This is a genomic window from Microbacterium sp. 8M, assembly GCF_902506375.1.
Lineage (GTDB): Bacteria > Actinomycetota > Actinomycetes > Actinomycetales > Microbacteriaceae > Microbacterium.
The window spans coordinates 2489605-2513935 of the sequence record NZ_LR733284.1; the positions used below are offsets into that span (position 1 = coordinate 2489605).

General features: G+C 70.7%; 21 protein-coding genes. 3 read left to right on the forward strand and 18 right to left on the reverse strand.

From position 1 onward, the window contains the following. From AERO9AM_RS11955 to AERO9AM_RS11980, 6 genes are all read right to left on the reverse strand, one after another. Positions 1–1269 (reverse strand): extracellular solute-binding protein, encoded by a 1269-nt coding sequence (locus tag AERO9AM_RS11955; RefSeq protein ID WP_159576337.1) that lies wholly within the window; start codon positions 1267–1269, stop codon positions 1–3. A 226-nt stretch (positions 1270–1495) separates the two neighbouring features. After that, positions 1496–1798: a hypothetical protein gene (locus AERO9AM_RS11960; protein WP_159576338.1), complete on the reverse strand. Its 303-nt coding sequence runs from the start codon at positions 1796–1798 to the stop codon at positions 1496–1498. A gap of 171 nt (positions 1799–1969) precedes the next feature. Beyond that, positions 1970–3430 carry an aspartate ammonia-lyase gene (locus AERO9AM_RS11965; RefSeq protein WP_159576339.1) on the reverse strand — a complete coding sequence of 487 codons (1461 nt, stop codon included), beginning with the start codon at positions 3428–3430 and terminating at the stop codon, positions 1970–1972. A 64-nt stretch (positions 3431–3494) separates the two neighbouring features. Beyond that, a complete protein-coding gene (locus AERO9AM_RS11970) occupies positions 3495–4397 on the reverse strand; it encodes a metallophosphoesterase (RefSeq protein ID WP_159576340.1) in 903 nt (300 codons plus the stop codon). A 63-nt stretch (positions 4398–4460) separates the two neighbouring features. Further along, on the reverse strand, positions 4461–4793 hold the full coding sequence (locus AERO9AM_RS11975) for a peptidase (RefSeq protein WP_159576341.1): 333 nt from the start codon (positions 4791–4793) through the stop codon (positions 4461–4463). Continuing rightward, entirely contained in the window at positions 4790–6040 is a 1251-nt protein-coding gene (locus AERO9AM_RS11980; RefSeq protein WP_159576342.1) for an inorganic phosphate transporter, read from the reverse strand. Before AERO9AM_RS11980 ends, AERO9AM_RS11975 begins: the two co-directional genes overlap by 4 nt. A 166-nt stretch (positions 6041–6206) precedes the next feature. Between AERO9AM_RS11980 and AERO9AM_RS11985 the strand changes: the two genes are divergently transcribed. Both AERO9AM_RS11985 and AERO9AM_RS11990 read left to right on the forward strand, forming a co-directional pair. Next, on the forward strand, positions 6207–8339 hold the full coding sequence (locus tag AERO9AM_RS11985; RefSeq protein WP_159576343.1) for a S9 family peptidase: 2133 nt from the start codon (positions 6207–6209) through the stop codon (positions 8337–8339). A gap of 227 nt (positions 8340–8566) precedes the next feature. Beyond that, positions 8567–8866, forward strand: a complete 300-nt coding sequence (locus tag AERO9AM_RS11990) for a hypothetical protein (RefSeq protein ID WP_159576344.1) — start codon at positions 8567–8569, stop codon at positions 8864–8866. 170 nt (positions 8867–9036) lie between these two features. Here the strand turns inward: AERO9AM_RS11990 and AERO9AM_RS11995 are convergent, their stop codons facing one another. From AERO9AM_RS11995 to AERO9AM_RS12025, 7 genes are all read right to left on the reverse strand, one after another. Beyond that, on the reverse strand, positions 9037–10065 hold the full coding sequence (locus AERO9AM_RS11995; RefSeq protein ID WP_159576345.1) for a 6-phosphofructokinase: 1029 nt from the start codon (positions 10063–10065) through the stop codon (positions 9037–9039). A 215-nt stretch (positions 10066–10280) separates the two neighbouring features. Beyond that, positions 10281–12425: a DEAD/DEAH box helicase gene (locus AERO9AM_RS12000; protein ID WP_159576346.1), complete on the reverse strand. Its 2145-nt coding sequence runs from the start codon at positions 12423–12425 to the stop codon at positions 10281–10283. Positions 12426–12679: 254 nt separating this feature from the next. Next, complete coding sequence (locus tag AERO9AM_RS12005) at positions 12680–13645, reverse strand: bifunctional riboflavin kinase/FAD synthetase (protein ID WP_159576347.1); 966 nt, start codon at positions 13643–13645, stop codon at positions 12680–12682. Continuing rightward, positions 13642–14067 (reverse strand): hypothetical protein, encoded by a 426-nt coding sequence (locus AERO9AM_RS12010; protein ID WP_159577515.1) that lies wholly within the window; start codon positions 14065–14067, stop codon positions 13642–13644. The genes AERO9AM_RS12005 and AERO9AM_RS12010 overlap by 4 nt, the downstream gene beginning before the upstream one ends. 139 nt (positions 14068–14206) lie before the next feature. Beyond that, a complete protein-coding gene (locus AERO9AM_RS12015) occupies positions 14207–14578 on the reverse strand; it encodes a hypothetical protein (protein ID WP_159576348.1) in 372 nt (123 codons plus the stop codon). Continuing rightward, positions 14575–15486: a tRNA pseudouridine(55) synthase TruB gene (gene truB / locus AERO9AM_RS12020; RefSeq protein ID WP_159576349.1), complete on the reverse strand. Its 912-nt coding sequence runs from the start codon at positions 15484–15486 to the stop codon at positions 14575–14577. The genes AERO9AM_RS12015 and truB overlap by 4 nt, the downstream gene beginning before the upstream one ends. 61 nt (positions 15487–15547) lie before the next feature. Continuing rightward, positions 15548–16243: a hypothetical protein gene (locus AERO9AM_RS12025; protein WP_159576350.1), complete on the reverse strand. Its 696-nt coding sequence runs from the start codon at positions 16241–16243 to the stop codon at positions 15548–15550. A 15-nt stretch (positions 16244–16258) separates the two neighbouring features. Between AERO9AM_RS12025 and AERO9AM_RS12030 the strand changes: the two genes are divergently transcribed. After that, positions 16259–17149: an A/G-specific adenine glycosylase gene (locus AERO9AM_RS12030; protein ID WP_159576351.1), complete on the forward strand. Its 891-nt coding sequence runs from the start codon at positions 16259–16261 to the stop codon at positions 17147–17149. A gap of 20 nt (positions 17150–17169) precedes the next feature. Here AERO9AM_RS12030 and AERO9AM_RS12035 read toward each other — a convergent pair whose 3' ends face one another. From AERO9AM_RS12035 to nusA, 5 genes are all read right to left on the reverse strand, one after another. Beyond that, positions 17170–19248, reverse strand: a complete 2079-nt coding sequence (locus tag AERO9AM_RS12035; protein ID WP_159576352.1) for a LuxR C-terminal-related transcriptional regulator — start codon at positions 19246–19248, stop codon at positions 17170–17172. A gap of 225 nt (positions 19249–19473) precedes the next feature. Further along, positions 19474–19905, reverse strand: coding sequence for a 30S ribosome-binding factor RbfA (gene rbfA / locus AERO9AM_RS12040; protein WP_159576353.1), 432 nt, complete (start codon positions 19903–19905; stop codon positions 19474–19476). 150 nt (positions 19906–20055) lie between these two features. Continuing rightward, complete coding sequence (gene infB / locus AERO9AM_RS12045) at positions 20056–22818, reverse strand: translation initiation factor IF-2 (protein ID WP_236602597.1); 2763 nt, start codon at positions 22816–22818, stop codon at positions 20056–20058. Between the two features lie 59 nt (positions 22819–22877). Further along, positions 22878–23168: a YlxR family protein gene (locus tag AERO9AM_RS12050; RefSeq protein WP_159576354.1), complete on the reverse strand. Its 291-nt coding sequence runs from the start codon at positions 23166–23168 to the stop codon at positions 22878–22880. Positions 23169–23231: 63 nt separating this feature from the next. After that, positions 23232–24218, reverse strand: coding sequence for a transcription termination factor NusA (nusA, locus tag AERO9AM_RS12055; protein ID WP_159576355.1), 987 nt, complete (start codon positions 24216–24218; stop codon positions 23232–23234). Positions 24219–24331 lie beyond the last annotated feature (113 nt).

Genomic DNA, 24331 nt, shown 5'->3' on the forward strand with positions numbered 1-24331 from the left:
TCACTTCAGCCCGATGGTGTCGGCATCCGACTGCAGCTTCTTGAGCGCGTCGGCGACCGATACGCCGCCGCGGCGGATCGACTCCAGGGCCTGATCGCCCTTGGCCGCCACCTGCACCCAGGAGGTCGACACGGGCGGGGCCTTCGCCGTCTTCAGCTGGGTCCCGAAGGTCGCCAGGCTCGCGTCGGAGGACACGGCCTGCTCCTTCCACGCGGCCGTCGCCGCGGGCAGGTCACCCGTCGCCGCGTAGAACTCGGCCTGCACCTTCGGCTCCGCGAGCCAGCGCGCGAGCTTCCACGCCGAGGACGCGTTCTTGCTGCCGTTGAACACCACGAGGTTCGCGCCGCCGCTGAACGACACGGACTCCTTGTCGGCGGGCAGGACTGCCGTGGCGTACTTGCTCGCGAAGTCCGCGCCGCCGACCGAGGCGAGCTGTCCTCGCAGGAACGGCCCCTCGACGACCATGGGCGTCGTTCCCGCGACGAACTCCGACTCGACCGCGCCGGCCGAGGTGTCGGCGTTCGGATCCGCGAGCTTCTTGTCGAAGAAGCTCTTGTAGTACTCGATGCCCTTGGTCATCTCCGGGGTGTCGAGCGTCCACTTCTTGCCGTCGGTGACCTCGGCGCCCGCCGACCACGGCATCCACAGCGCGCCCTGGAACGAGTCGTTGCCCGCGGGCATGCGGATGCCCCACGTGGCGCCGCCCCGGGACTTCATGTCCGCCGCCATCTGCTGCAGCTCATCCCACGACGTCGGAGCCTTGGTCCACCCGGCCTTCGCGGCGATGTCGGTGCGGTAGTAGAGCACGCGGGTGTCGACGTACCACGGGATCCCCGCGGCGCGATCGTTCACCTTTGTCGAGCTCACGGCGCCGTCGAAGAACCCGGAGGTGTCGATGCCGTCGGGCACGGTTGCGAAGGCGTCGCCGAAGTCGGCCATCCAGGTCGTGCCCATCATCGCGATGTCGGGGGTGTTGCCTCCGGCGATCGCCGTCTGGATCTTGTTGTGCGCGGCGTCCCACGGGATCGCCGTCACCTTGACCGTGACGCCGGGGTTCGCCTTCTCGAAGGTCTTGACGAAGTCGGGCAGGGCCTCCCCCTCGGCACCCATCGCCCACATCGTGATCGTTCCGGTGGCCGGTGCGTCGTCGAGCCGAACCGGCGCGGCGGACGATGCCGAGGATCCCTCACTCGTACGCCCGCATCCGGTGAGTGCTATGGCGACAGCGGCGAGGGCAGCGATGCCCGTCAGAGTCGTCCGGCGTTTCATGTCTTCCTCCTTGAAGCTCTCACGCATCTAAGCGCATAGATTTCGTCTCCTTGAGATCTAAGCGCATAGATTGAGGGATCGCAAGTGGTCGCGCGCGTTTCGTGCCATCAGCCATCAGGGGGCCATCCCCGCTCGCGTCCGCGGCGACGCGCGCCCGAGACCGACTGCGAGTACGACAGAGGGCGGGGATCCCATCGGATCCCCGCCCTCTGTCGTGTGCGGCGTCTCAGCTGCCGGACACCGCTCCCTGTGAAGCAGCGACGACGGTGAACACGATGACCAGGACGGCGGCCAGCACCCCCAGAGCCGTGAGGATCCAGCCGGCGATGATCGCGATCTTCGCCGGGACGTTGTCGTACCCGACCGCGCGGCTCTGGCTTCGGGCGACGTAGCCGAGGATGAGGCCGAGCACCGACGACACGACGAACGTGAGCACCAGGGCGACGATGCCGAGCGTCTTGCCGGGCACGGATGCAGCCGCGGGAGCGTAGGCCGGCGACGGCGCGCCGGCGGGGGGCTGAGTGGTCATGCTTCCTCCAGGTCGTTTGGGAGATCGGCCTCGGCGGCCGACCGCCCCTGACTCTATCCTGAAAGTTTCCTGAACGCGACGCCCGCGACGTGCTCCGTCACGCGAACCGATCCACCGCATGAGAACGGCCCGCCACTCGAGAAAGTGGCGGGCCGATCGGCGTGCGAGCGCTCAGGCCCCGGCGTCGACGTCCTTCGTGGGAATCACCGGGATCGCCGCCGTGATCGTCTCGAGGCCCGAGAGGCGAGCCGGCGAGAGCTGCTTGGTGACCTCCTCGCGCGACATCAGCCCGGCCTCGACGACGAGGTCGGCGACGTTGCGGTTGGTCAGCAGCGCGGTCTTGGCGAGCGCCGCCGATGCCGCATAGCCGATGAACGGCGTGAGCGCGGTGATCACACCCACCGACGATCCGACCATGGCGCCGAGACGGTCGCGGTTGGCCGTGATGCCGTCGACGCAGTTGACCCGCAGCGTCCACATCGCCTGACGCATCCAGGTGATCGACTGGAAGATCGAGTGCGCGATCACGGGCTCGAACGCGTTCAGCTGCAGCTGTCCCGCCTCGGCCGCCATCGTCACGGTCATGTCCGCGCCGGCGACCGCGAACGCGACCTGGTTCACGACCTCGGGGATCACCGGGTTCACCTTGCCCGGCATGATGCTGGATCCGGCCTGCATCGCGGGAAGGTTGATCTCGCCGAGGCCGGCCTGCGGACCCGACGACAGCAGACGCAGGTCGTTGCAGATCTTGGAGAGCTTCATCGCGTTGCGCTTGAGCGACGAGGAGAACGACATGAAGGATCCGGTGTCGCTGGTCGCCTCGACGAGGTCGGTCGCCGTCGCCAGATCCAGGCCGGAGATCTCGCGCAGGTGCTTCAGCACGGCCGGAGCATAGCCCGGGTGGGTGGTGATGCCGGTGCCGATGGCCGTGGCGCCCATGTTGATCTCGTACATGAGCCAGGCGTTCTCGGTGAGCCGCGTGTGGTCGTAGCCGAGCGTGGAGGCGAACCCGTGGAACTCCTGGCCGAGCGTCATCGGCACGGCGTCCTGCAGCTGGGTGCGGCCGACCTTGAGCACGTCGTGGAACTCGCGCGCCTTGTTCAGGAACGACACCCGCAGGAGGTCGAGCTCGTCCAGCAGCGAGCGCAGGTTGAGCGAGAGACCGATCTTGATCGCGGTCGGATACACGTCGTTCGTGGACTGGCTGCGGTTGGTGTGGTCGATCGGCGAGAGGAAGGCGTAGTCGCCCTTCTCACGGCCGGCCAGCTCGAGCGCGATGTTGGTGATGACCTCGTTCGCGTTCATGTTGGTCGACGTGCCGGCGCCGCCCTGGATGACACCGACGATGAACTGGTCGTGGAACTCGCCGTTGATGACCTTCTGCGCTGCGGCGTCGATGAGGTCGGCCTTCTCCGGGTCGAGGACGCCGATCTCCTTGTTCGCGCGGGCGCTGGCCTGCTTCACCATCGCGAGGGCTTCGATCAGCTCCGGGTAGACGGAGATCGGGCGCTTCGTGATCGGGAAGTTCTCGGCGGCGCGGAGCGTATGGATCCCCCAATACGCGTCAGCAGGGATCTCCTTGCTTCCCAGGGAGTCGGTTTCGGTTCGGGTGGCATGCGCAACGGCGGCCATGGACACATCCTCGTGGGTGATGGCGAACAGGGAAGGGGGATGCATCCATCTTAGCCGTCCGCGGTCACCGTCCCGGTTTGCGCGAGAACGCCTCCAGCCGCTGCTGCGGGGTCAGCTGCGCCATCCGGGCGACCCATTCCGGGCTGAACGTGTCCACCGGGGTCGCCTCGACCACCGGCACCACGGTGTGCGTGATCGTCTCGGGCCGCACGTGCACGAGCTGGAACGACTGCGCCGCGTCCATGCCGTTCACCCGGTCCCCCGGGCTCGCGACGTCCATCGTGTAGCACGTGGCGCTCGCGACGCTCACCGGGATCCCGGCGAACGTGGCGTGCAGCGAGTAGTGCAGGTGCCCGGCGAGGATGCCCCGCACGTCGGATCCGCGCACGATCTCGGCGAGCTCGTCCTGATGGCGCAGCTCGAGGATGTCGAAGAACGGGATGTGACTGGGCACCGGAGGATGGTGCATCGCCAGCAGCGTGCCGTGCGGTGCGGGCGTCGCCAGCTGCTCGGCCAGCCAGGCCCGCTGCGCCTCGTCCAGGTCGCCGTGGTGCCAGCCGGGGACGGTGGAGTCCAGGGCGATCACGCGCAGACCGTTCAGGTCCCAGACGGCGGTGAGCGGATCCTCGCTGGGCGGCGCGGCGAGCAGGTGCTCACGCAGCGCCGGGCGCTCGTCGTGGTTGCCCGCGACCCAGATCACCGGCGCGCCCAGACGTTCCGAGACAGGCTCCACCGCGGCACGGAGCCGCCGGTACGCGTCGGGTTCGCCGAGGTCGGCGAGGTCACCGGTGACCACGATCGCGTCGGGGCGCTCGACGGCGTTCTCGATCGCCGCCAGGGTGCGCGCCAGGGTGCGGTCCACGTCGAAGCGACCGCCCAGGGCGGCGCCACCGGCGAGCAGGTGCGGATCGCTCAGGTGCACGAGGGTGTGCGTGGGCGGCGCATAGCGACCGAACTGCACTGTCATGCCCCCAGGCTAGCCGCAGCTGCGGACGCGGGCCTGGCGCACGCGCGTCCGGGAGGGGTGCGGCTACTTCAGGACGATGAGGAGGATGCCGCCGACGACCGCCGCCGTGCACACCGCGAAGCAGGCATAGGCGGCGACGAGCGCGAGCACCTTCTCCCCCTCGCTCAGGGGGCTCTTGCGGGCGGCCTTCGCCGCGGCCTTCGCGGCCCGCTTCGCCTCCTTCTCGCTGATCACCGTGATCGCGTCGGTGAACTCCACGGGCGTGACCACGGGCACCCGCCCGGAGCGCACCAGCATGCGCAGGCCGAGCGCGTAGAACCCGACCACGATCAGCGTGCCGATCAGCGCGGCGCCGAGCACCTGGAAGAACGCCTCCCAGTGGATGACCACGGTCATCGCTCCGCCCCCTTCTCCTTGGCCTTCGCCTTCGCCTTCGCGCGTTCGCGCGCCCGCTGCGCGCGTGCCTGACGCGGAGTGAGCGGCGGCTCCTCGGGCACCTCGACGGCGCGGCCGGAGTCGGCCACCTCGCTGAAGGCGTTGTTCGCGGTGACCGCGTTGCGGCGGGAGCGCAGGAACAGCCCGATGATCACTGCGAGCGCCAGGATCGCGTCGATGAGCACGCCCCAGCCGCCGCCGATGACCACGATGAGCGCTGCGAGGGCGCCGACGGCCGCCGCAGCCGGGAGCGTGAGCACCCACCCGATGGCGATGCGTCCGGCGGTGCGCCAGCGCACGGCGGATCCGCGCCGGCCCAGTCCGGATCCGATCACGGATCCGGAGGCGACCTGCGTGGTGGACAGCGCGAAGCCGAGGGCGCTGGAGGCGAGGATCGTGGCGGCTGTGGACGTCTCGGCCGCGAAGCCCTGGGCGGGCTTCACGTCGGTGAGTCCGCGGCCGAGGGTGCGGATGATGCGCCAGCCGCCGAGGTAGGTGCCGAGGGCGATCGTGCAGGCGCAGGCGACGATGACCCACAGCTGCGGCTCGTGATGGGCGCCGGACTGCCAGCCGACGGTGATGAGGGCGAGGGTGATGACGCCCATCGTCTTCTGGGCGTCGTTCGTGCCGTGCGCGAGCGCGACCAGCGAGGACGTGAAGATCTGTCCCCAGCGGAAGCCGCTGCGGCCGTCCGGTTTGCCGTCGTAGCGGCGGGTGATGAGGTACGCGAGCTTCGTGGCGAGGAACGCGATGAGGCCGGCGGTCACCGGCGCGATCAGGGCGGGCAGCACGACCTTCGACAGCACGGCGCCGAAGTCGATGCCGTTCAGGCCGATGCCGACGAGCGTGGCGCCGATGAGACCGCCGAACAGCGCGTGCGAGGAGCTGGACGGAAGCCCCAGCAGCCACGTGAGCATGTTCCAGGTGATCGCGCCGATCAGGCCCGCGAAGATCAGGGCCGGGAACAGATCGCTGTGGATCTGGTCCTCGCGGACGATCCCGCCCGAGATGGTCTTGGACACCTCGGTCGACAGGAACGCCCCGACGAGGTTCAGGCCGGCGGCCAGCATGACCGCGGTGCGCGGCTTGAGCGCGCCGGTCGCGATCGGGGTCGCCATGGCGTTCGCCGTGTCATGGAAGCCGTTGGTGAAGTCGAAGAAGAGTGCCAGCAGGATCACCAGCACGACGATGAGGGCTGCGGTTTCCACCGTTCGCTTTCGGGAAGTGGAGGGACGTGACGAACGAAGAGTTCACCGGGAGGACAGCATCCGTTAACGGGCCGCTTTGCATCCTCCCACCCCGGCCCAGGCCGGTCAACTCGGGCCCGGTTCCCCGTACGAGCCACCTGACCCCGCCCTCGGCTAGCGTGGGAAGGTGACCTCCGTCTCCGCATCATCCGGCCCTTCTTCACTCGTCCCGCCGCGCGCCGCGCGCCGCTCCCGGATCCGCAGCCACCACGGCGACGTGTTCGACGATCCCTACGACTGGCTGCGCGCGAAGGACGATCCCGAGGTGATCGCGCACCTCGAGGCCGAGAACGCCTACACGGAGGCGCGTCTCGCGCACCTGGAGCCCTTGCGCGAGACCCTGTTCCAGGAGATCAAGGGGCGCGTGCAGGAGTCGGACCTCTCGGTGCCGACCCGCCGCGGCGACTGGTGGTACTACGGCCGCACGGTCGAGGGGCAGCAGTACGGCCTGCAGTGCCGCGCCGCGGTCTCCTCCCGCGAAGATTGGACGCCCCCGGTGCTGGATCCGGCCGTTCCGGTGCCCGGCGAGCAGATCCTGCTCGACGGCAACGTGGAGGCCGAGGGACACGAGTTCTTCGCGATGGGCGCCTTCGACGTGTCGGACGATGCCACCCGGCTGCTCTGGTCGACCGACTTCGAGGGCGACGAGCGGTACACGGTGCACGTGCGCGACCTCGTCACCGGCGAGACGCTCCCCGACGAGATCCCCGGCACATCCGGCGCGTTCTTCACGCCCGACGGCGCCTCAGTGATCTACACGACCGTCGACGAGTCCTGGCGTCCGGACACCCTGTGGCTGCACCGCATCGGCACGCCGGTGTCGGACGACGTGCAGCTGTTCCACGAGCCCGACGAGCGGTTCTGGCTCGGCGCCGGGATCACCCGCAGCCGCAAGTACCTCGTCATCGGCGTCGGATCCTCGATCACGAGCGAGGAGCTGCTCGTCGACCTGGACGATCTCACCGCTCCGCCGCGCGTGGTCTGGCCGCGCCGGGAGGGCGTCGAGTACTCCATCGAGCACGCCGTGGTCGACGGCCGCGATGAACTGCTGATCCTGCACAACGACGGCGCCCTGGACTTCGAGCTGGTCGCCGTGTCCGCCGCCGACCCTCAGGGCGAGCGCCGCGTGGTGCTGCCGCACACGCCGGGACGGCGCCTGCTCGACGTCGACGCGTTCCGCGACGTCACGGTGGTCGCGTACCGCTTCGAGGGCCTGGAGCGCATCGCGCTGATGGATCCGGCAACCGGGGCCCTGGACGAGCTCGCCTTCGACGAACCGCTGTACTCGGCCGGCTTCGGCGGCAACCCGGAATGGGCCGCCCCGTTCCTGCGGCTGGGCTACGGATCCTTCGTGACCCCGGCGACCGTGTACGACCTGGAGCTGGCGACCGGCACCCTGCACCTGCGCAAGCGCCAGCCCGTGCTCGGCGGTTACGACCCGGCCGAGTACGGACAGCGCCGCGACTGGGCGGTCGCCGACGACGGCACGCGCGTGCCGATCTCGCTGGTGTGGAAGCGCTCGTTCGGTGAGCCCGGCGCCGCCGCACGCCCGGTGCACCTGTACGGCTACGGCTCGTACGAGCACTCGATCGACCCGGGCTTCTCCGTCATGCGCCTGAGCGAGCTGGACCGCGGCGTGGTGTTCGCGGTCGCGCACGTGCGCGGCGGCGGCGAGATGGGCCGGCAGTGGTACGAGGACGGCAAGCTGGGCCGGAAGACCAACACCTTCACCGACTTCGTCGCCGCGGCCCGCCACCTCGTCTCCTCCGGCGTCACGGTCCCGGAGCGGATGGTCGCCGAGGGCGGCAGCGCCGGGGGCCTGCTCATGGGAGCGGTCGTGAACCTCGCGCCGGAGCTCTTCGGCGGCGTGCTCGCGTCCGTGCCGTTCGTGGACGCGCTCACCACGATCCTGGATCCTTCACTGCCGCTCACCGTGATCGAGTGGGACGAATGGGGCGATCCGCTGCACGACGCGGAGGTGTACGCGTACATGAAGTCGTACACGCCGTACGAGAACGTGCGCGACGGCGTCGCCTATCCGTCGATCCTCGCGGTCACGTCGCTGAACGACACGCGGGTCCTCTACGTGGAGCCCGCCAAGTGGGTCGCGCGCCTGCGCGACGCCGGGGCGGAGGACGTGCTGCTCAAGTGCGAGATGGTCGCCGGCCACGGCGGCGTCAGCGGACGGTACAACTCCTGGCGCGAGCGCGCCTTCGAGCTCGCCTGGATCCTGGACCGCCTGGGCGCCGCCGAGGTGTGAGCGGGCGCCGCGCACGCGCACACCGCTCGTGATCCCCCGCGAGAACAGGCGGACACGCGAGAACAGGCGGATCCGGGATCCGATCGCCTGATTCGGCGTGATCGCCTGTTCTCGCGTTGCCGGGTGCCACGGAGCATGTGTCCTGCACAGCCGGCGACTGAGTCCCTCCTCTCACCGGTACCGGACCAGCCGCCCCGGAGGCCGCGACGGTCGCGCACACTGGTCCGATGCGTGAAGAGGGTCCGGCGGAATGGGTGCGGGCGAGGCGGGGCATCGCCCACTCCTCGACACTGCGGCAGGCGGGGTTCACCGAGCACACCGTCCGCAACGAGGTCGCCTGTGGGCGATTGCGTCGGATCCGCCGATCGTGGCTCGTCACGCAGGACTGCGACGAACGACGTGTGCGCGCCGCCGCTGTCGGCGGTCGACCGACGTGCGTCACCGCGGCGGCACTCGAAGGGCTCTGGGACGTACCCCAGACGACCATCCTCAACGCGATCGCACAGGGCCGGCATCTGCCGCGCTGAGCGGCTTCCTCAGCCCTTCCGCGAGACTCGCGAGCGACGCGGGAACAGGCCTTCACGCGGGAACAGGCGATCGGCGCGACGTATCGCCTGTTCTGGCGTGATCGCCTGTCTTCACGCGAGGAGACCGGGATGCGCTGCAGCGACGCGCTACCGCGACGCGGCGCGCAGGGTCACCCGAAGAGCGTGGCTGCGGCGTCGTAGCGGTTGCGCGGAACCGTGTTGAGCTCGCCGAGGGCGTCCGCGAACGGCACCCGGACGATCTCGGTGGCGTGCAGGGCGACCATCTGTCCCCACGCCCCCTCGACGACCGCATCCGCGGCGTGCATGCCGAGGCGGGTCGCAAGGACGCGGTCGAAGGCGGACGGGGCGCCGCCGCGCTGGATGTGGCCGAGGATCGTCGCGCGGGTCTCGATGCCCGTGAGCCGTTCGATCTCGGGGGCGAGCAGATCGCCGATGCCGCCGAGCCGCGGGCGGTTGAAGGCATCCAGGCCCTTGTCGCTGTACGCCTCGTCCATGTCCTTGAGCTTGAAGCCCTCGGAGACCACGACGAGCGGAGCCCGCCCGCGATCGTTCGCGCTGGTCACGAGAGCGGCGATCTCCTCGAGCGACATCGGCACCTCGGGGATGCAGATGACGTGCGCGCCTGCCGCGATCCCCGCGTGCAGGGCGATCCAGCCGACGTGGCGGCCCATGACCTCGGCGACCATGCAGCGCCGGTGCGAATCGCCGGTGGTGCGCAGCCGGTCCATCGCCTCGGTCGCGATGTTGACGGCGGTGTCGAAGCCGAACGAGTAGTCGGTGGCGCGCAGGTCGTTGTCGATCGTCTTGGGCACCCCGACGACGTTGATCCCCTCCTTGAACAGGCGGTCCGCCGCCGCGAGCGTCCCCTCGCCGCCGATCGCGATGATGCCGTCGATCTTGTGTCCGAACAGCGTCTTGGCGATGTTCTCCGCCCCGCCGCGCGGGCCCTCATAGGGGTTGGTGCGGCTGGTGCCGAGGATCGTTCCGCCGACCTTCGAGAGGCCCTTGACCTCGTGCCGGGTGAGAGGGAAGAAGTCGCCGTCGACGACGCCGCGCCAGCCGTCGCGGATTCCGACGAATTCGAGGCCGTAGGCCTCGGTGCCCTTGAGCACGATGCCGCGGATGACCGCGTTCAGGCCGGGGCAGTCGCCACCGCTGGTCAGGATGCCGATCTTCATGGGTCGTCCTCGGGAAGGGATGGGGGAAAAGAAGCGCGGCACCATTGCCTCGTTCGACCCTAGTGCCCAACGGCACCCGGGCGCCATTCCGGGCCGCCGAAAACCGGGATTCTTACAAGCCTCATCCCGGACTTTCGACCTTCTTGACGAAGAACGGCGCTTCAACCCGCGAATCGCGGAGAAGAAGCGCCGTTCTTGACAGTGATCTGGCCGTTTCAGGCGCCGCCCAGTGCCTCCCGGAGCAGATGCATGAGCGCCGCCAGCTGCACCGACTCGCTCGCGCCCTCCTCCACGGCTTCGCCGTCCAGGGCACGCGCGGCGAGCCCCTGCTTCTGGTCGATGAGCTCGGCGATCTTCGTGTCGAGCGTGTGCGCCGCGATGATGCGCCATGCGGTGACCGGCTCGTCCTGGCCGATGCGATGCACACGGTCGATCGCCTGGGTCTGCTCGGCCGCTGTCCAGCTGAGCTCGGCGAGCACCACGTTCGATGCGGTCTGCAGGTTCACGCCGACGCCGGCCGCCGTCAACGAGCAGACGGCGATCCCGACCTCGGAGTCGTTGTTGAACGCGTCGATGGCCTGCTGACGCGCCGGGGTGGACTGATCGCCGCGGATCGAGACCGCGCGGATCCCGGCGGCCGCGAAGTGCGCCTCCGCCTGATCCATGACGTCGATGTGCTTGGCGAAGAACACCACCTTGCCCACGGAGCGCTGCAGCTGCGCCGCGTAGTCGGCCGCGAGCAGCGCCTTGGCCTGACCGATCTTGCGCACCATCGTGAAGACGTTGTCGCCCCCGGTGCCCGCGGCCTTCGACTCCTCCAGCTCGCCGTGGGCGACGAGGCGGACGATGTCCTCGTCGATCTCTCCGTGCGCCAGGCCGCGGTCGCCGCGCGCCTCGATGATGCGGCGGTACTTCGCCGCCATCCGCGCACCGAGCTCCGCCTCGGCCTGACGGATGCTGCGGCCGAACTCGTCGTCCAGCTGCACCGGCAGATCCGCGATGAGCTTGTCCGGCAGGTCGGCCGCGACGTCCTTCTTCTTGCGGCGCACGATGCCCATCGAGATGACAGCATCCCTGGCCTCGCTGTAGAACGCCTTGTCCGCAGGCGTGAGCCCGGTGGCGTCGAGCTTGTCCGCCAGCTCCAGAGACGGGCGCTCGCCGTTGGTCCAGCCCAGGAAGCGCCAGATGGCGTCGAAGTCCTCGACGTCGTTGATCAGCGGCGTTCCGGTCAGCGCCATCAGCAGCGGGCGGCCGTTCGAGGACTGCTCGCGGATCCGGGAGGCGAGCGCGAGCACGTTCTGCGAGCGCTGCGACGACAGGTTCTTGATGAAGTGCGCCTCGTCGACGACCATGCCGCGCAGGCCGATCTCGCCGAGCCAGGAGAGGTGACGATCGAGGATCTCGTAGTTCACGATGAAGACATCGGCGAAGGCGTCGACGTCCTGGCCGTCGCCTTGGATCACCGCGGCGCGGCGCTGCGGCGTCCACCGCTCCACCTCGCGCGCCCAGTTCATCTTCACGACGTTCGGCACGACGACGAGCAGCGGATAGGCGTTGGCGACCGACGCGGCAAGGACCGACTGCGCGGTCTTGCCGAGGCCGGGCTCGTCCGCGAGCAGGAAGGAGCGGTGCCCCGCGCGCACGGCCTCCAGGAACCGTGACTGGTGCACCATCACCTCCAGCCCCTTCGGCGAGACGTGGTCGTACTCGGGCAGAGGCGGGAGCTCCATCGACGCCATGCCGCCGCCGGCGCCCGTCTCGAACGCCTTGTAGAGCGGCCCCATCAGCTCCCAGCCGTCCAGTCGGCGGCGCGGGGTCGCGGCGGGTCGCGGCGTGAGGTCGGGGGCGCGGAACGGGTTGGCGAGCATTCGCGACTCGACCGAGGGCGGCGTCACCTGACGCTCGGCGAGCGCCGCGGGCACGACGGGCGCCTGCTGCACGCGGACGACGTCGGCGATCACCAGCTCCTCCGGGGCGAGCTCGGCGCCGGACTCCAGCAGCCAGTCGCGGCGCATCCGCTTGGCGACCGGGCTCGTGGCCTGGTCGGCCTCGAGCAGCTGGATCAGCGACGTGTCGCGCGCGGCCGTCTTCGCCAGGATGGTGGCCACCCCGTCCAGGCGCTTGAGCAGCTCCGCCCGGGCGGCGTCGCCGAGCTCGGGGTCGCTCTTGACCCTGGCGCGCTCCTCGCGCACCAGGAACGCGATCACCTGGAACTTGACGCGATTCGTGGGGCCGAGCTTCCCGTGCTGGGCCTTGGCCTCGACCTCGCGGACCTTGCGCGCGAGGATCGGGATCAGCGGCGCGTCCTCGTCTCGGCGCGACGTCTTCTTCCGCCGGGTGGCGGTCGCCGTGGTCGGCATGCTCCTCCTGAGCGTGGATGCCGTCCCACACGGACGGCGACTGGTCCGAACAATGACCGTCCGGACGGCGGTGCCTCCGGGCGATGCGATGTCCGCGGACGGCGACTGTCGGTCGGCAGTGCGCGGACCGGGCGGACGGCGAACCCCGCAGGCGTGCATCGCGCACGTCGAACACAACGGGTTCGCGGCCAGTTTACGCCACTCGCGCCGTCACTCGGTCACCCGGTGCGCGCGTCCGCGAACGTGGGCGGCGATCAGGGGCGCTCGAGCACCGGAGGCACGCCCAGCAGGTCGCGTGCCTGGGCGACGTCCGAGGCGATGCCTGCGATGAGCGCCTCCATGCTGTCGAAAGCGACCATGCCGCGCAGCCGGTGGGTGAACTCCACCGTCACGTCGTGGCCGTACAGATCGAGTCCCGCGCCGTCGATCACATGCGCCTCCACCTGACGCTGCGGCACGTCGTCGAAGGTGGGGTTCGTCCCGACGGAGATCGCGGCGGGATGCGTCTCGCCCGTCGTGTGGTCGACCAGGCGCCCGGCGTAGACGCCGTCGGCAGGCACCATCTCGTCGAGTAAGGCAGGGAGGTTCGCCGTGGGGAAGCCGAGTTCGCGGCCGCGCTTGAGACCGTGCACGACCTCTCCGCGCACGGAGACCGGGCGACCCAGCACGGCGCCGGCGAGGGTGACGTCGCCGGCCGCGAGCAGCTCGCGCACCCACGACGAGGAGACCCGGCGATCGGTGCCCGCGAGGAACACGTCCTCGATCTCGTCGACCGTGAAGTCGAAGCGCTCGCCCAGCTGCGCCAGCAGAGCGGGCGTTCCGCTGCCTCCGCGGCCGAAGCGGAAGTCCCGGCCCACCAGCACCGTGGCGACATGCAGCGCGCCGACGAGGATCGACGCTACGAACTCCTCGGCGGTGCGCGCCGCCAGCTCCTCGTCGAAGGTCAGCACGAGCACCGCATCGAGCCCGCACTCCGAGAGCAGCTCGATCTTGCGCTCCACCGACACCAGGTCGTCCGGGCAGCGATCGGGGCGCAGCACGCTGAGCGGGTTGCGGTCGAACGTCACCGCGACGGTCTTCGCGCCGATGCGGGCGGCATCCAGCTGCGCGCGTCGGAACACGGCGCGATGGCCGGAGTGCACGCCGTCGAACTTGCCGATCGCGGCCACCGTCCGGCCGAAGTCGGCGGGCACGTCGGCCGGATCCCGGAAGACGATCATGCGGCGGATCCTTCTGACGCCGGCGCGGCACCTGCCGCGGGCGGGGAGGGCCGGTGCGCGATCAGCCACCACAGTCCCACCATCGGCAGGAACAGCGGGATGAGGACGTAGCCGAGGCCGAACTGCGACCACACCGTCTGGTGCTGGAAGAGCGCGGGATGGGTGAGGCTCAGGGTGCCGACGACGAGCACCCCGACGAGCTCGAACGCGATGGCGACCCAGGCGACGCGATACCAGCCGGGGCGGCCGGAGAGGATCAGCGCCAAGGTTGCCACGATGTACACCACGGCCGAGACGGCAGACAGCGTGTAGGCGAGCGGGGCCTGGTCGAAGGCGCGCGCGATCTGCACAAACGAACGGCCGGTCGCACCGAGCGCCATCACCGCGTACACGATCACGAGCACGCGCCCGATGCCGCGCATCCGCGGCCGCACGGAAGTGGTGTCGGACGCGCCCTCCACCGGGGAGGAGGAGTCGGACGGGGTCGTGGGATGCGCGGTGCTCATGGCAGGTCCATTCTACGGAACCGCGCCGACGCGACGGCCGCCGAGGGGCACGGGCTCAACCGTGCATCGGGGTCGTCCAGATCACCTGCATCCGCCAGATCATCACCGCCAGCGAGAGGGCGACGACGCCCATGATCACCGTGCTCCATCGGGATCGTTCCAGCAGCGCCCACAGCCCGCCGCCGATCGGCAGCAGCACGGCCGACACCAGGTACACGCCGTACTCGAGTGGATCGCCGAGCGCCGGGTTGCCCGCGAACGGGGAGACGATCGCCATCACCACCTGCACGATCAGGAGGAGTTCGATGAGGGCCAGGGATCCGACCGTCCAGTCGCCGGGGCGCTTGCCCGCGAAGCCCATGATGAGGCAGAACAGGCCGGCCGCGACGGCGACCGCGATCTGCACAGCGGTGAACCACAGGATCATGACGCCCCCTCCGGCATGTTCATGGCGCTCTTCAGATCGTCGCCGCGGCGCTCCACGATCCCGATCAGCGCCCCATCGGGATCGATCGCTGCGGCACGGACGCCCTCGAGTCTGCCACGCTGCCCGACCAAGCGTTTTCCGTGGCGGAGGTCGACGGCCTCCGGCGCGGTCACCGGGAGCACGGGCAGGATCCGGCCCGCGGCCTCGGCCGCCGTGAGCGGCCGAGCGTCTGCGAGGCCTTCGAGCCCCGTCGCCTCCACGACGTCGAACGGGCCGACCCGTGTGCGCCGCAGTGCCGTGAGGTGCGCCCCGACGCCGAGCGCGGCCCCGAGGTCGCGGGCGAGCGCGCGGATGTAGGTGCCGGAGGAGCAGTCGACGATCACGTCGAGGTCGCGCGTCCCGGCCCCTGCGCCTGTGGCAGGACCCGGGCGGTCGTCGAGCACGTCGAACCGGGAGACGACCACGTCGCGGGCGGCGAGGACGACCTCCTCCCCCGCCCGCACACGGTCATAGGCCCTGCGTCCGTCGACCTTGATCGCGGAGACCGCGCTGGGCACCTGCGAGATGGCGCCGGTGAGGGCCGAGACGCCGGCATGGATCTGCTCCGCGGTGAGGGCGGCGACGCGGTCCGGGTCGGCGACGGCGGTGATGTCGCCGTCGGCATCGTCGGTGCCGGTGCTCTGGCCGAGCCGGATCGTGGCGCGATACGTCTTGTCGGCGCCGACCACGAACGTCAGGAGCCGCGTGGCGGCCTCGATGCCGATGACGAGCAGACCCGTGGCCATCGGATCGAGGGTGCCTGCGTGACCGACCTTCCGAGTGCCGAACGCCCGGCGGGTGCGGGCGACGACGTCGTGACTCGTCATCCCGCCCGGCTTGTCGACGAGCAGGATCCCGCTGGTTGCCATCCCCCTACCCTATTGGGGCCCGCGATCCCCTGCGACGCAGAGGGTCCGCCCGTGGTCCGGCTCAGCCGCAGAACTCCGACGACGGCTTCTCACGCGTCGTCACCGTCACCTGGCGCACGGTGCGGGAGTCCTCGTACAGGGTGAAGAAGATCGCCCCCTGCGCGGGGGCACCCGCGCGAAGCCACGGGCCGTACACGCCCGAACCCTCAGCCGCCCCGGGATACGCGGCGCGTACCTGATCCTCCGTCGAGCCGACGCTGATCCCCGTGTCCGTGTGCGGTCGCGGACCCGTCGTCGAGCCAAGGACGGTGATCTCGGCAATCCCGGGGTCGGTCTCGGTGGCATCACCCGCCACCGCGAGCTGCAGCTCACTATCCGCCCAGAATCCTGCCCAGCGGCAGCTGTCCTGGACCGACCAGCCGCTCAGATCCTGGACGGCTGACACCTTGTCGCCGAGCCGCACCGGGCCCACGCCCGCAGCCGTGATGATCCAGGTCGGCGGCGATGATGGATCCTCGGCCGGCGCGGCCGAGGCGGGAGGCGTGATGACCGTGTGAGTCGAGGTCGAGTTCGGCGTCGCGGAAGGTGCCGTGGCTGTCGATGAAGGAGGCGAACCCGCGGTTGTGGGCGCACAGGCGACCAATCCCGTCATCACGAGCACAGCGGCAGCACAGCACAGGAACCTCGTCGTCATCTCCGGCCTTCCATCGGATGCATGAAGCGGCCCCCCAGCCGCGCCGGCGATGCCTGCCGGCACTCGTAGGCTAGAGCCATGCCGCCTTCCTCGACGCGCGGCGCGCCAGAGCTCATCGCCTGGTACCGCGCGCATGCCCGCGACCTGCCGTGGCGGCGGCCCGAATACCTCGCGCAGTACGGCGCGTGGGGCGTGCTGGTGAGCGAGTTCATGCTGCAGCAGACCCCCGTCGCGCGCGTGATCCCGCATCTGCAGGCATGGCTCGCGCGCTGGCCGGACCCGCGCGCGCTCGCGTCCGCGACCGGCGCCGAGGTGCTGCAGCAGTGGGCGAACCTGGGCTATCCGCGGCGTGCGCTCTGGCTGCACCGGGCGGCGACGGCGATCCGCGACCAGCACGACGGAGTCACTCCTCGCGACGTGGCATCGCTGCTCGCCCTGCCCGGCATCGGCGACTACACGGCGCGCGCCGTGGCCGTCTTCGCCTTCGGGGATCGGCACCCCGTCGTCGACACCAACACCCGGCGCGTCATCGCGCGTGCCGTGCACGGAAGGGCCCAACCCGACCCGCCGTCGCGGCGCGACCTCGACGACATGCTCGCTCTGCTCCCTGCCGCAGCCGAGGATGCGGCGGTGGTGAACGCCGCGACCATGGAGCTGGGCGCGACGGTGTGCACCGCCCGCTCCCCCGAGTGCGATCGCTGTCCCCTCGCGCCGACGTGCGCCTGGCGTGCCGCCGGCTACCCCGCGAGCGAGGACCGGCGGCGCAAGCAGGCGCGCTACGAGGGATCGGACCGGCAGGCGCGCGGCGGCGTGCTGCGTGCCCTCCGGCATGCCGACGGCCATCGTCTGCCGGCCGATGTCGTGCTGGCGGAATGGCCTGATCCGGGGCAGCGCTACCGTGCTATCGACTCCCTGATCACCGACGGCCTGGTCGAGGCATCCGACGGAGAGCTTCGTCTGCCCGGTTGAGACGTGCAGGACGATCCGCCTCAGAGATGCTGATCCGTCCGGTGAGCGAGCACGGTCAGCTCATGCCGGGTGCGCACGTCGAGCTTGGCGAAGATCCGCCCTCCGTGCACCTCCACGGTGCGCACCGAGACGTGCAGGGCCCGCGCGATCTCGCGATTGCTGCGCCCCTCCGCCATCAGCAGCGCCACCTCGAGCTCGCGCGTCGTGAGAATGGGCTGCCACACGGCACGGCACACCGACAGGGGCGACGACACGCCCCCGTCGGCATCGCTTGCGTTGCCGCGCGGATCCTGCGCGGCCAGGGTGCGCAACCGGCGGTCCACCATGTCGCGCCAGGCCAGGGCGCCGGACTCTTCGAAGAGGCTCCGGGCCGCACGCAGATGCCGCACGCCACGCCCCGGGTCGCCCCGTGCCGCGCACGATGATCCCAGCAGCGCCTCCACCCTGGCGCGTTCGAAGGGCGAGCGGATCCCTCTGCTCTCCTCGGCCACGGCATCGAGGTCGGTGCGCCACGACCCCTCCCGCGCCGCACGCACCCGCTCGCGGAGCGCACGAGCGGCGGTCCCCTCCGGAGGCTCCGGCGCGCCCGGCCCTCCCAGCGGCCCGACCTCGTCCAGCGCCGGCACCCCGAACGCCTCCGCGGGCCGGTCCCGGTCGTGCCAGAGCCCCAGGTGCACCGCCGCCTCGTCGCTGCGCCCCTGCAGATAGGCGTGGATCGCACGGTCCACGAACCCGCCCGGCTCGCACGGCCATGGCACTGCGGCGTCGAGGTCGCGCGAGCTCTGACCGACCCTGCCCTCGACCGCCAGCTCGAGCCGACGGGACAGCGTGACGGCCAGCCCGGCGAACGGCAGCGCGACCGGAAGCTCGGCGGCGCCGGAGCGCAGCAGTTCCAGGGCCACGCCCATCCGTCCGGCCCACACGTGGAGCAGCACCTCGGCGACCGCACGGCGCGCCCGGAGCAGGGGCGCCCGCGCCGGCAGCCCTGCGATCGCGCCGGCGGCATGACGCGGATCCGGCTCGGCGAGGGCACGCAGCCCGGCATCCGGGTCGCCGCCCAGGCCGAGGCCGAGGGCGTGTGCGACGCGCTCGATGCCGTCGTCCGCCACGGCGGCGTCCCCGCTCCTGCGCTCCCCCGCCCGCGCTGCGGACCACACCTGCAGGGCCGCGCGCTCTTCGGCCCCGAGCGGCAGCCGCCCGCCTGCGGCGAGCCACGCCGCGCCGTGTCGCAGCGTGTGCGCGAGGACGAGCACCTCCGCGGCCGTGGCGCGAGAGGCGGCGCCGATGCGCGATGACCGCTGCGCGCACTCCAGGGCGTCGGTCACCCATCCGCCGGCCAGCGCCGCGCGCGCCGCCCACAGCAGTGCCGTCGCGTGAGCCGGTGTTCCGGACGGCGCGTGTTCCACGGCCTCCACCGCGCGAGCCCAGGCGCGTGACGCGGCTCCGCTCTGCAGAGCGGCGCGCGACTGCGCCAGCAGCGGCTCGACGAACGCCGGGTCGCCGGTCGCCGAAGCGCACGCGCGGTGCCACAGCGCCGTGTCCGCGGCTCCCGCCTCCGCGAACGCGGTCGCCAAGATGCCGTGGGCCCTGGCGCGATCCGCGGCCGTCGATACCGCCAGCAAGGACGTGCGCAGCGCCGGGTCGCCCAGCCGGAAGGCGCCGCCGTGCACCTCGAGGAGACGGCCCGACGGCGATGCCAGGACGTGATCCTCTGCGTCTTGCGTGATCTCGCGCAGCACTGTGGCCGGGCCGCGACCGCACAGCGCCAGGGCGAGCATGACGTCCGGGTCGGCGCCCACCGGCAGCACGCGCGCGAGGTGGGCCGTGTGAGCGGGCAGCTGCGGCAGCGGGACCGGCAGCGCGCGCCAGCCGCGACGGTGCTCGGGCCCCAGCGCCGCCAGCAGTGCGTCGGCCACCGCGGGATCCCCGCCGCATGCCGTGAGAACGAGGGTGCGCACGTGCGGCGCGACGGAGATCCGCTCGGCCGGCACGGCGTGGCTCGCGAACGCGCGCTGTGCTGCCGCCGCGTCGCCGCCGCCGCCGGCGGGCGGTCGCATGTCGTGGCGCGCCGCCGGGCGCGCCTGTTTCATGCCGTCCATGTCGCGCAGCCCCCCGCTGTCCTCGACTGCACGCCCCCATCGCGCGCGTTCGTCGGATGCTAGCAAGAGCCCGCCGGATCGCCAAGGTTCTTGCACCTGGTGGAAGAATGCGGGTCATCGAGTGGAAGAATGCGAGCTCCGGCCGGTGGCACGCAAGAGGCCCCGGGACCATGCCCCGGGGCCTCGACGAATGCGCGGCGCCTCCGTGCGACGAGTCAGGATCCGTCAGTCCTGCGCGGAGTCCTCCTCGACCCGATACGGGTCGGCGTCGCCCGCGTAGCGGCCCGTGGCGGCCAGCTTCGCGACCTCCTCATCGCGCTCGCGCGCCTGCCGGAGAAGATCACTGATGTGGTCAGCGTTCTCCGGGAGCGCATCGGGGATGAACTCGAGCGTCGGGACGAGTCGCACGCCGAGCTGCCGGCCGACCTCCTTGCGGAGGAGGCCCGTCGCAGAGGCAAGCGCAGCGCCGGACGCCACGCGCTCCTCCTCGGAGCCGAGCACCGTGTAGAACACGGATGCGTGCTGCAGGTCGCCCGTGACGCGCACGTCGGTGATCGTCACGAAGCCGAGACGCGGATCCCGCAGCCCCTTCTCGAGCCGCTCGGCGAGGATGACGCGGATCCGATCCGCGAGTCGTGCCTGTCGTTCTCCGGCCATGTCCCTACCCTCTCACCTCTTCTTCCGCCCGCCGCTGAATTGCTGGCGGAGCCGGCAGGCACCCTGTGGCGGCCGTTGGGGCGCCCGCATTAGCGGGCCGGGGCCCCAAAAGGCCGACACAGGGTGCCGAACGGCGAACCCGCGAGCCAATCAGCCGCGCGGCTTCTCCACCATCTCGGTCGTCTCGATCTCGTCGCCGACCTGGATGTCGTTGTACTTGCCGAGGCCGATACCCGCCTCGAAGTCCGTGCGGACCTCGGTGACGTCGTCCTTGAAGCGGCGCAGCGACTCGATGCTCAGACCGTCGGCGATGACCACGCCGTCGCGGATGACGCGCGCCTTGGCGTTGCGCGTGATCGTGCCCGAGCGGACGATGACACCGGCGATGTTGCCGAACTTCGAGGAGCGGAACACCTCGCGGATCTCGGCGACACCCGACTGGACCTCTTCGAACTCCGGCTTGAGCATGCCCTTGAGGGAGTTCTCGATCTCGTCGATCGCGGTGTAGATGACCGAGTAGAACCGCACGTCCACGCCCTCGCGGGCAGCGGCCTCGCGGGCCTTCGTGTCGGGGCGGACGTTGAAGCCCACGATGATCGCGTTGTCGATCGTCGCCAGGTTCACGTCGCTCTCGGTGATCGCACCGACGCCGCGGTGGATGATGCGCAGCTGCACCGAGTCGTCGACCTCGATCTTGAGCAGCGACTCCTCCAGTGCCTCGACGGCACCGGACACGTCGCCCTTGATGATGAGGTTGAGCGTCTCGACCTTGCCCTCTTCCAGAGCGCGGGTGAAGTCCTCGAGCGAGATGCGCTTGCGAGCCTTGGCCAGCTGCGCGTTGCGCTCGACGGCCTCGCGCTTCTCCGCGATCTGACGGGCCGTGCGGTCCTCGTCGGTCACGATGAAGACGTCACCGGCGCGCGGAACCGAGTTCAGACCCTGCACCTGCACCGGGCGGGACGGAGCCGCGGCCTCGACCGCGTCGCCGTTCTCGTCGATCATGGCGCGCACGCGGCCGTAGGCGGTGCCTGCGACGATCGCGTCGCCCACGCGGAGCGTTCCGGACTGGATGAGCACCGTCGCGACCGAACCGCGACCCTTGTCGAGCTTCGCCTCGATGGCGATGCCTCGAGCGGCCTTGTTCGGGTTGGCGGTGAGGTCCAGGCCCGCATCCGCGGTGAGCAGCACGGCGTCCAGGAGCTCCTGGATGCCGGTGCCCGCGCGTGCAGACACGTCGACGAACATGACGTCGCCGCCGTACTCCTCGGCGACCAGGCCGTACTCGGTCAGCTGCTGACGCACCTTGGCCGGGTTGGCCTCGGGCTTGTCCACCTTGTTGACCGCGACCACGATCGGCACATTCGCCGCCTGGGCGTGGTTCAGCGCCTCCACCGTCTGCGGCATGATGCCGTCATCGGCGGCGACCACGAGGATGGCGATGTCGGTCACCTGCGCACCACGGGCACGCATGGCGGTGAACGCCTCGTGCCCCGGGGTGTCGATGAAGGTGATCGCTCGCTCGATGCCCTCGTGCTCGGTCCACACCTGGTACGCACCGATGTGCTGCGTGATGCCGCCGGCCTCGCCCTCGATGACGTTGGTCTTGCGGATCGCGTCGAGCAGTCGGGTCTTACCGTGGTCGACGTGGCCCATGACGGTGACCACCGGAGGCCGGATCTCGAGGTCTTCCTCGCTCTCCGCCTCCAGCTCGGCCTCGAGGTCGAGACCGAAGCCCTCGAGGAGCTCCTTGTCCTCGTCCTCGGGCGACACCATCTGCACCTTGTAGCCCAGCTCGGCGCCGAGCACCTCGAAGGTGGCCTCGTCCAGCGACTCCGTCGCCGTGGCCATCTCGCCGAGGTTGAAGAGGATCGTGACGAGCGTTCCGGGCTGGACGGTGTAACCGTTCAGCGCCTCGAGCTTGTCCGCGAAGTCGGCGATGGAGGCACCGCGGCGCAGACGGATCGTCTCGCCATTGCCCTTGGAGACGTTGACGCCGCCGACGACCGGCGCCGACCGCATCTCGAACTCTTGCCGCTTCGCCCGCCGCGACTTGCGCTGCTTGCTCTTGCCGCCGCCCTTGCCGAACGCACCGGCGGTACCGCCGCCAGGACCGCGGCCACGGCCGCCACCGCCGGGACGACCGGCGAAACCGCCGGCCGGGGCGCCGCCGGGACGCTGGAAACCACCGGCACCGGCACCGGCACCGGGACGACCGGGGCCGCCCGTGCGCTGCTGGAACGGAGCACCGGGACGACCGCCGCCCTGACCCGGACGGCCGGGGCGACCGGCGCCCTGACCGGGGCGGGGCGCGCCGACGCGCGGGGAGCCGGGACGCGGTGCCTGCGGGCGCGGGATGTTGCCCGGGGTCGGGCGCTGGCCCATCCCCTGCTGCGACGCGAACGGGTTGTTGCCCGGACGGGGGCCCGCGGGGCGCTGGCCCATGCCCTGAGACGACGCGAACGGGTTGTTGCCCGGACGCGGCGCGCCGGGCTTGGGCGCGGCCGAGCCACCGGGCTTGGGCGCGGCCGAACCGCCGGGCTTGGGTGCCGCGGGCTTCTCCGCAGCGGGGGCCGCGGGGGCGGCCGGTGCGGAGGGAGCCGCCGGCTTGGCCGCCGCGGGCGCGGCCTCGGCCGGCTTGGCCGGGCCGGGCTTGGGACCGGGGGTCGGCGCCTTCGGACCGGGCTTGGGCGCACCAGGGGTGGCCGCGCTCTTCGCAGGGGCGGCCGCCGGGGCCGGCGCGCCGGCGGGCTTGTCGGCCTCGATGGCAGCGCGCAGCTTGCGCGCCACCGGAGGCTCGATGGTGGATGAGGGGGACTTCACGAACTCGCCGAGCTCCTTGAGCTTCGCGAGTGCGAACTTGCTGTCGACGCCGAGTTCAGCGGCGATCTCGTGCACGCGTGGTTTACCAGCCACAATTCTCCTGTCAGGGTCGGTCGGCCCTGGCAGGGCAGACCACTAGTCGCGGACGGGTCTCATTTCGAGCCGTTCACTTTGTTTCCATAGCCGTTCAGCCGTTTCTCGAGGGTCTGCATGTTCTCTGCTTCCGGGAATTCCAGGGCAGTGGACACACGGAGCGCACGGGCGAAGGCGCGGCGCCGCAGAGCGGTCTCCACGCACTCCGGCGCCGGATGCACCCACGCACCCCGTCCCGGCATCACAGCGTTCTCGTCGAAGACGAGTGAGCCGTTCCGGATGACCACCCTGAGCAGGGAGGCACGAGATGCACGAGCGCGGCAACCGACACACGTTCGTACAGGTTCCATGTTACACCTCGGATCCTGAGCGCCGGCGCGCAGCGCCGGTTCGGCGCACACCGGGTCGGGACGTCACGCGTCGAGGATCGAGTCCGGCTGGATGTCGATCTTGGCGCCGGTGAGCTTGGCGGCGAGGCGGGCGTTCTGCCCTTCCTTGCCGATCGCGAGCGACAGCTGGTAGTCGGGGACGAGCGCGCGCACGGCCTTGGTTCCCGCATCCAAGACGAAGGCGCTGGTCACCTTGGCGGGAGACAACGCGTGCGCGACGAACGTCGCCAGATCCTGGTGGTAGTCGACGATGTCGATCTTCTCCCCCGCCAGCTCCTCGGTGACGGCGCGGACGCGTCGGCCGAGCTCGCCGATGCAGGCGCCCTTCGCATTGATCGATGGGTCATTCGCCTTCACCGCGATCTTGCTGCGATGTCCGGCCTCGCGCGCGAGCGCCACGATCTCGACCAGGCCGGCCGCGATCTCGGGCACTTCGAGCGCGAAGAGCTTGCGGACCAGTCCGGGATGGGTCCGGGAGACCGTGATCGAGGGGCCCTTGGCGCCCTTGGCCACCGAGGTCACGTAGACGCGGATGCGCGAGCCGTGGGTGTACTCCTCCCCGGGCACCTGCTCCTCGGGCGGGAGGATCGCCTCGACGGATCCGAGGTCGACGTGGATCATGCGCGGGTTCGGGCCCTGCTGGATCACGCCGGCGACGATGTCGCCCTCCTTGCCGCGGAACTCGCCCAGCACCGCGTCGTCGGCGATGTCGCGCAGGCGCTGCCCGATGACCTGCTTCGCGGCGAAGGCGGCGATCCGGCCGAAATCATCCGGCGTGGAGTCCTCCTCGCCGATGATGACGCCCTCTTCGTCGCGCACCGGCACCAGCACGGCCACGTGGCCGGTCTTGCGGTCGAGCTCGACACGGGCGCCTTCGGTCAGGGAGCCCTCGTTCGACTCGTGCTTGGCGTAGGCGGTCAGGACGGCCTGTTCGATGATCGCGACCAGCTCGTCGAAGGGGATCTCCTTCTCCCGCTCGATCGTGCGCAGCAATCCGAGATCGATATCCATGACGGCCTCCCTGTTCAGCTCTCGTCGGCGCACACCCGCACGCACGACATCCGTACAACGATACCCTGGCGACACCCGCCGCGGCGAAGCCGCCGACGACCTCGATCCCGACG

What these genes read in the sequence shown, in the direction of transcription:
- AERO9AM_RS11995 (WP_159576345.1), bottom strand. Translation starts at nt 10,065, where the DNA reads ATGAAGATCGGCATCCTGACCAGCGGTGGCGACTGCCCCGGCCTGAAC.
- AERO9AM_RS11965 (WP_159576339.1), bottom strand. Translation starts at nt 3,430, where the DNA reads ATGGCCGCCGTTGCGCATGCCACCCGAACCGAAACCGACTCCCTGGGA.
- AERO9AM_RS12000 (WP_159576346.1), bottom strand. Translation starts at nt 12,425, where the DNA reads ATGCCGACCACGGCGACCGCCACCCGGCGGAAGAAGACGTCGCGCCGA.
- AERO9AM_RS12005 (WP_159576347.1), bottom strand. Translation starts at nt 13,645, where the DNA reads ATGATCGTCTTCCGGGATCCGGCCGACGTGCCCGCCGACTTCGGCCGG.
- AERO9AM_RS12050 (WP_159576354.1), bottom strand. Translation starts at nt 23,168, where the DNA reads ATGGAACCTGTACGAACGTGTGTCGGTTGCCGCGCTCGTGCATCTCGT.
- AERO9AM_RS12035 (WP_159576352.1), bottom strand. Translation starts at nt 19,248, where the DNA reads ATGGACGGCATGAAACAGGCGCGCCCGGCGGCGCGCCACGACATGCGA.
- AERO9AM_RS12015 (WP_159576348.1), bottom strand. Translation starts at nt 14,578, where the DNA reads ATGATCCTGTGGTTCACCGCTGTGCAGATCGCGGTCGCCGTCGCGGCC.
- AERO9AM_RS11955 (WP_159576337.1), bottom strand. Translation starts at nt 1,269, where the DNA reads ATGAAACGCCGGACGACTCTGACGGGCATCGCTGCCCTCGCCGCTGTC.
- AERO9AM_RS12030 (WP_159576351.1), top strand. Translation starts at nt 16,259, where the DNA reads ATGCCGCCTTCCTCGACGCGCGGCGCGCCAGAGCTCATCGCCTGGTAC.
- truB (WP_159576349.1), bottom strand. Translation starts at nt 15,486, where the DNA reads ATGGCAACCAGCGGGATCCTGCTCGTCGACAAGCCGGGCGGGATGACG.
- rbfA (WP_159576353.1), bottom strand. Translation starts at nt 19,905, where the DNA reads ATGGCCGGAGAACGACAGGCACGACTCGCGGATCGGATCCGCGTCATC.
- nusA (WP_159576355.1), bottom strand. Translation starts at nt 24,218, where the DNA reads ATGGATATCGATCTCGGATTGCTGCGCACGATCGAGCGGGAGAAGGAG.
- AERO9AM_RS12010 (WP_159577515.1), bottom strand. Translation starts at nt 14,067, where the DNA reads ATGCGCGGCATCGGGCGCGTGCTCGTGATCGTGTACGCGGTGATGGCG.
- AERO9AM_RS11960 (WP_159576338.1), bottom strand. Translation starts at nt 1,798, where the DNA reads ATGACCACTCAGCCCCCCGCCGGCGCGCCGTCGCCGGCCTACGCTCCC.
- AERO9AM_RS11990 (WP_159576344.1), top strand. Translation starts at nt 8,567, where the DNA reads ATGCGTGAAGAGGGTCCGGCGGAATGGGTGCGGGCGAGGCGGGGCATC.
- AERO9AM_RS11970 (WP_159576340.1), bottom strand. Translation starts at nt 4,397, where the DNA reads ATGACAGTGCAGTTCGGTCGCTATGCGCCGCCCACGCACACCCTCGTG.
- AERO9AM_RS11975 (WP_159576341.1), bottom strand. Translation starts at nt 4,793, where the DNA reads ATGACCGTGGTCATCCACTGGGAGGCGTTCTTCCAGGTGCTCGGCGCC.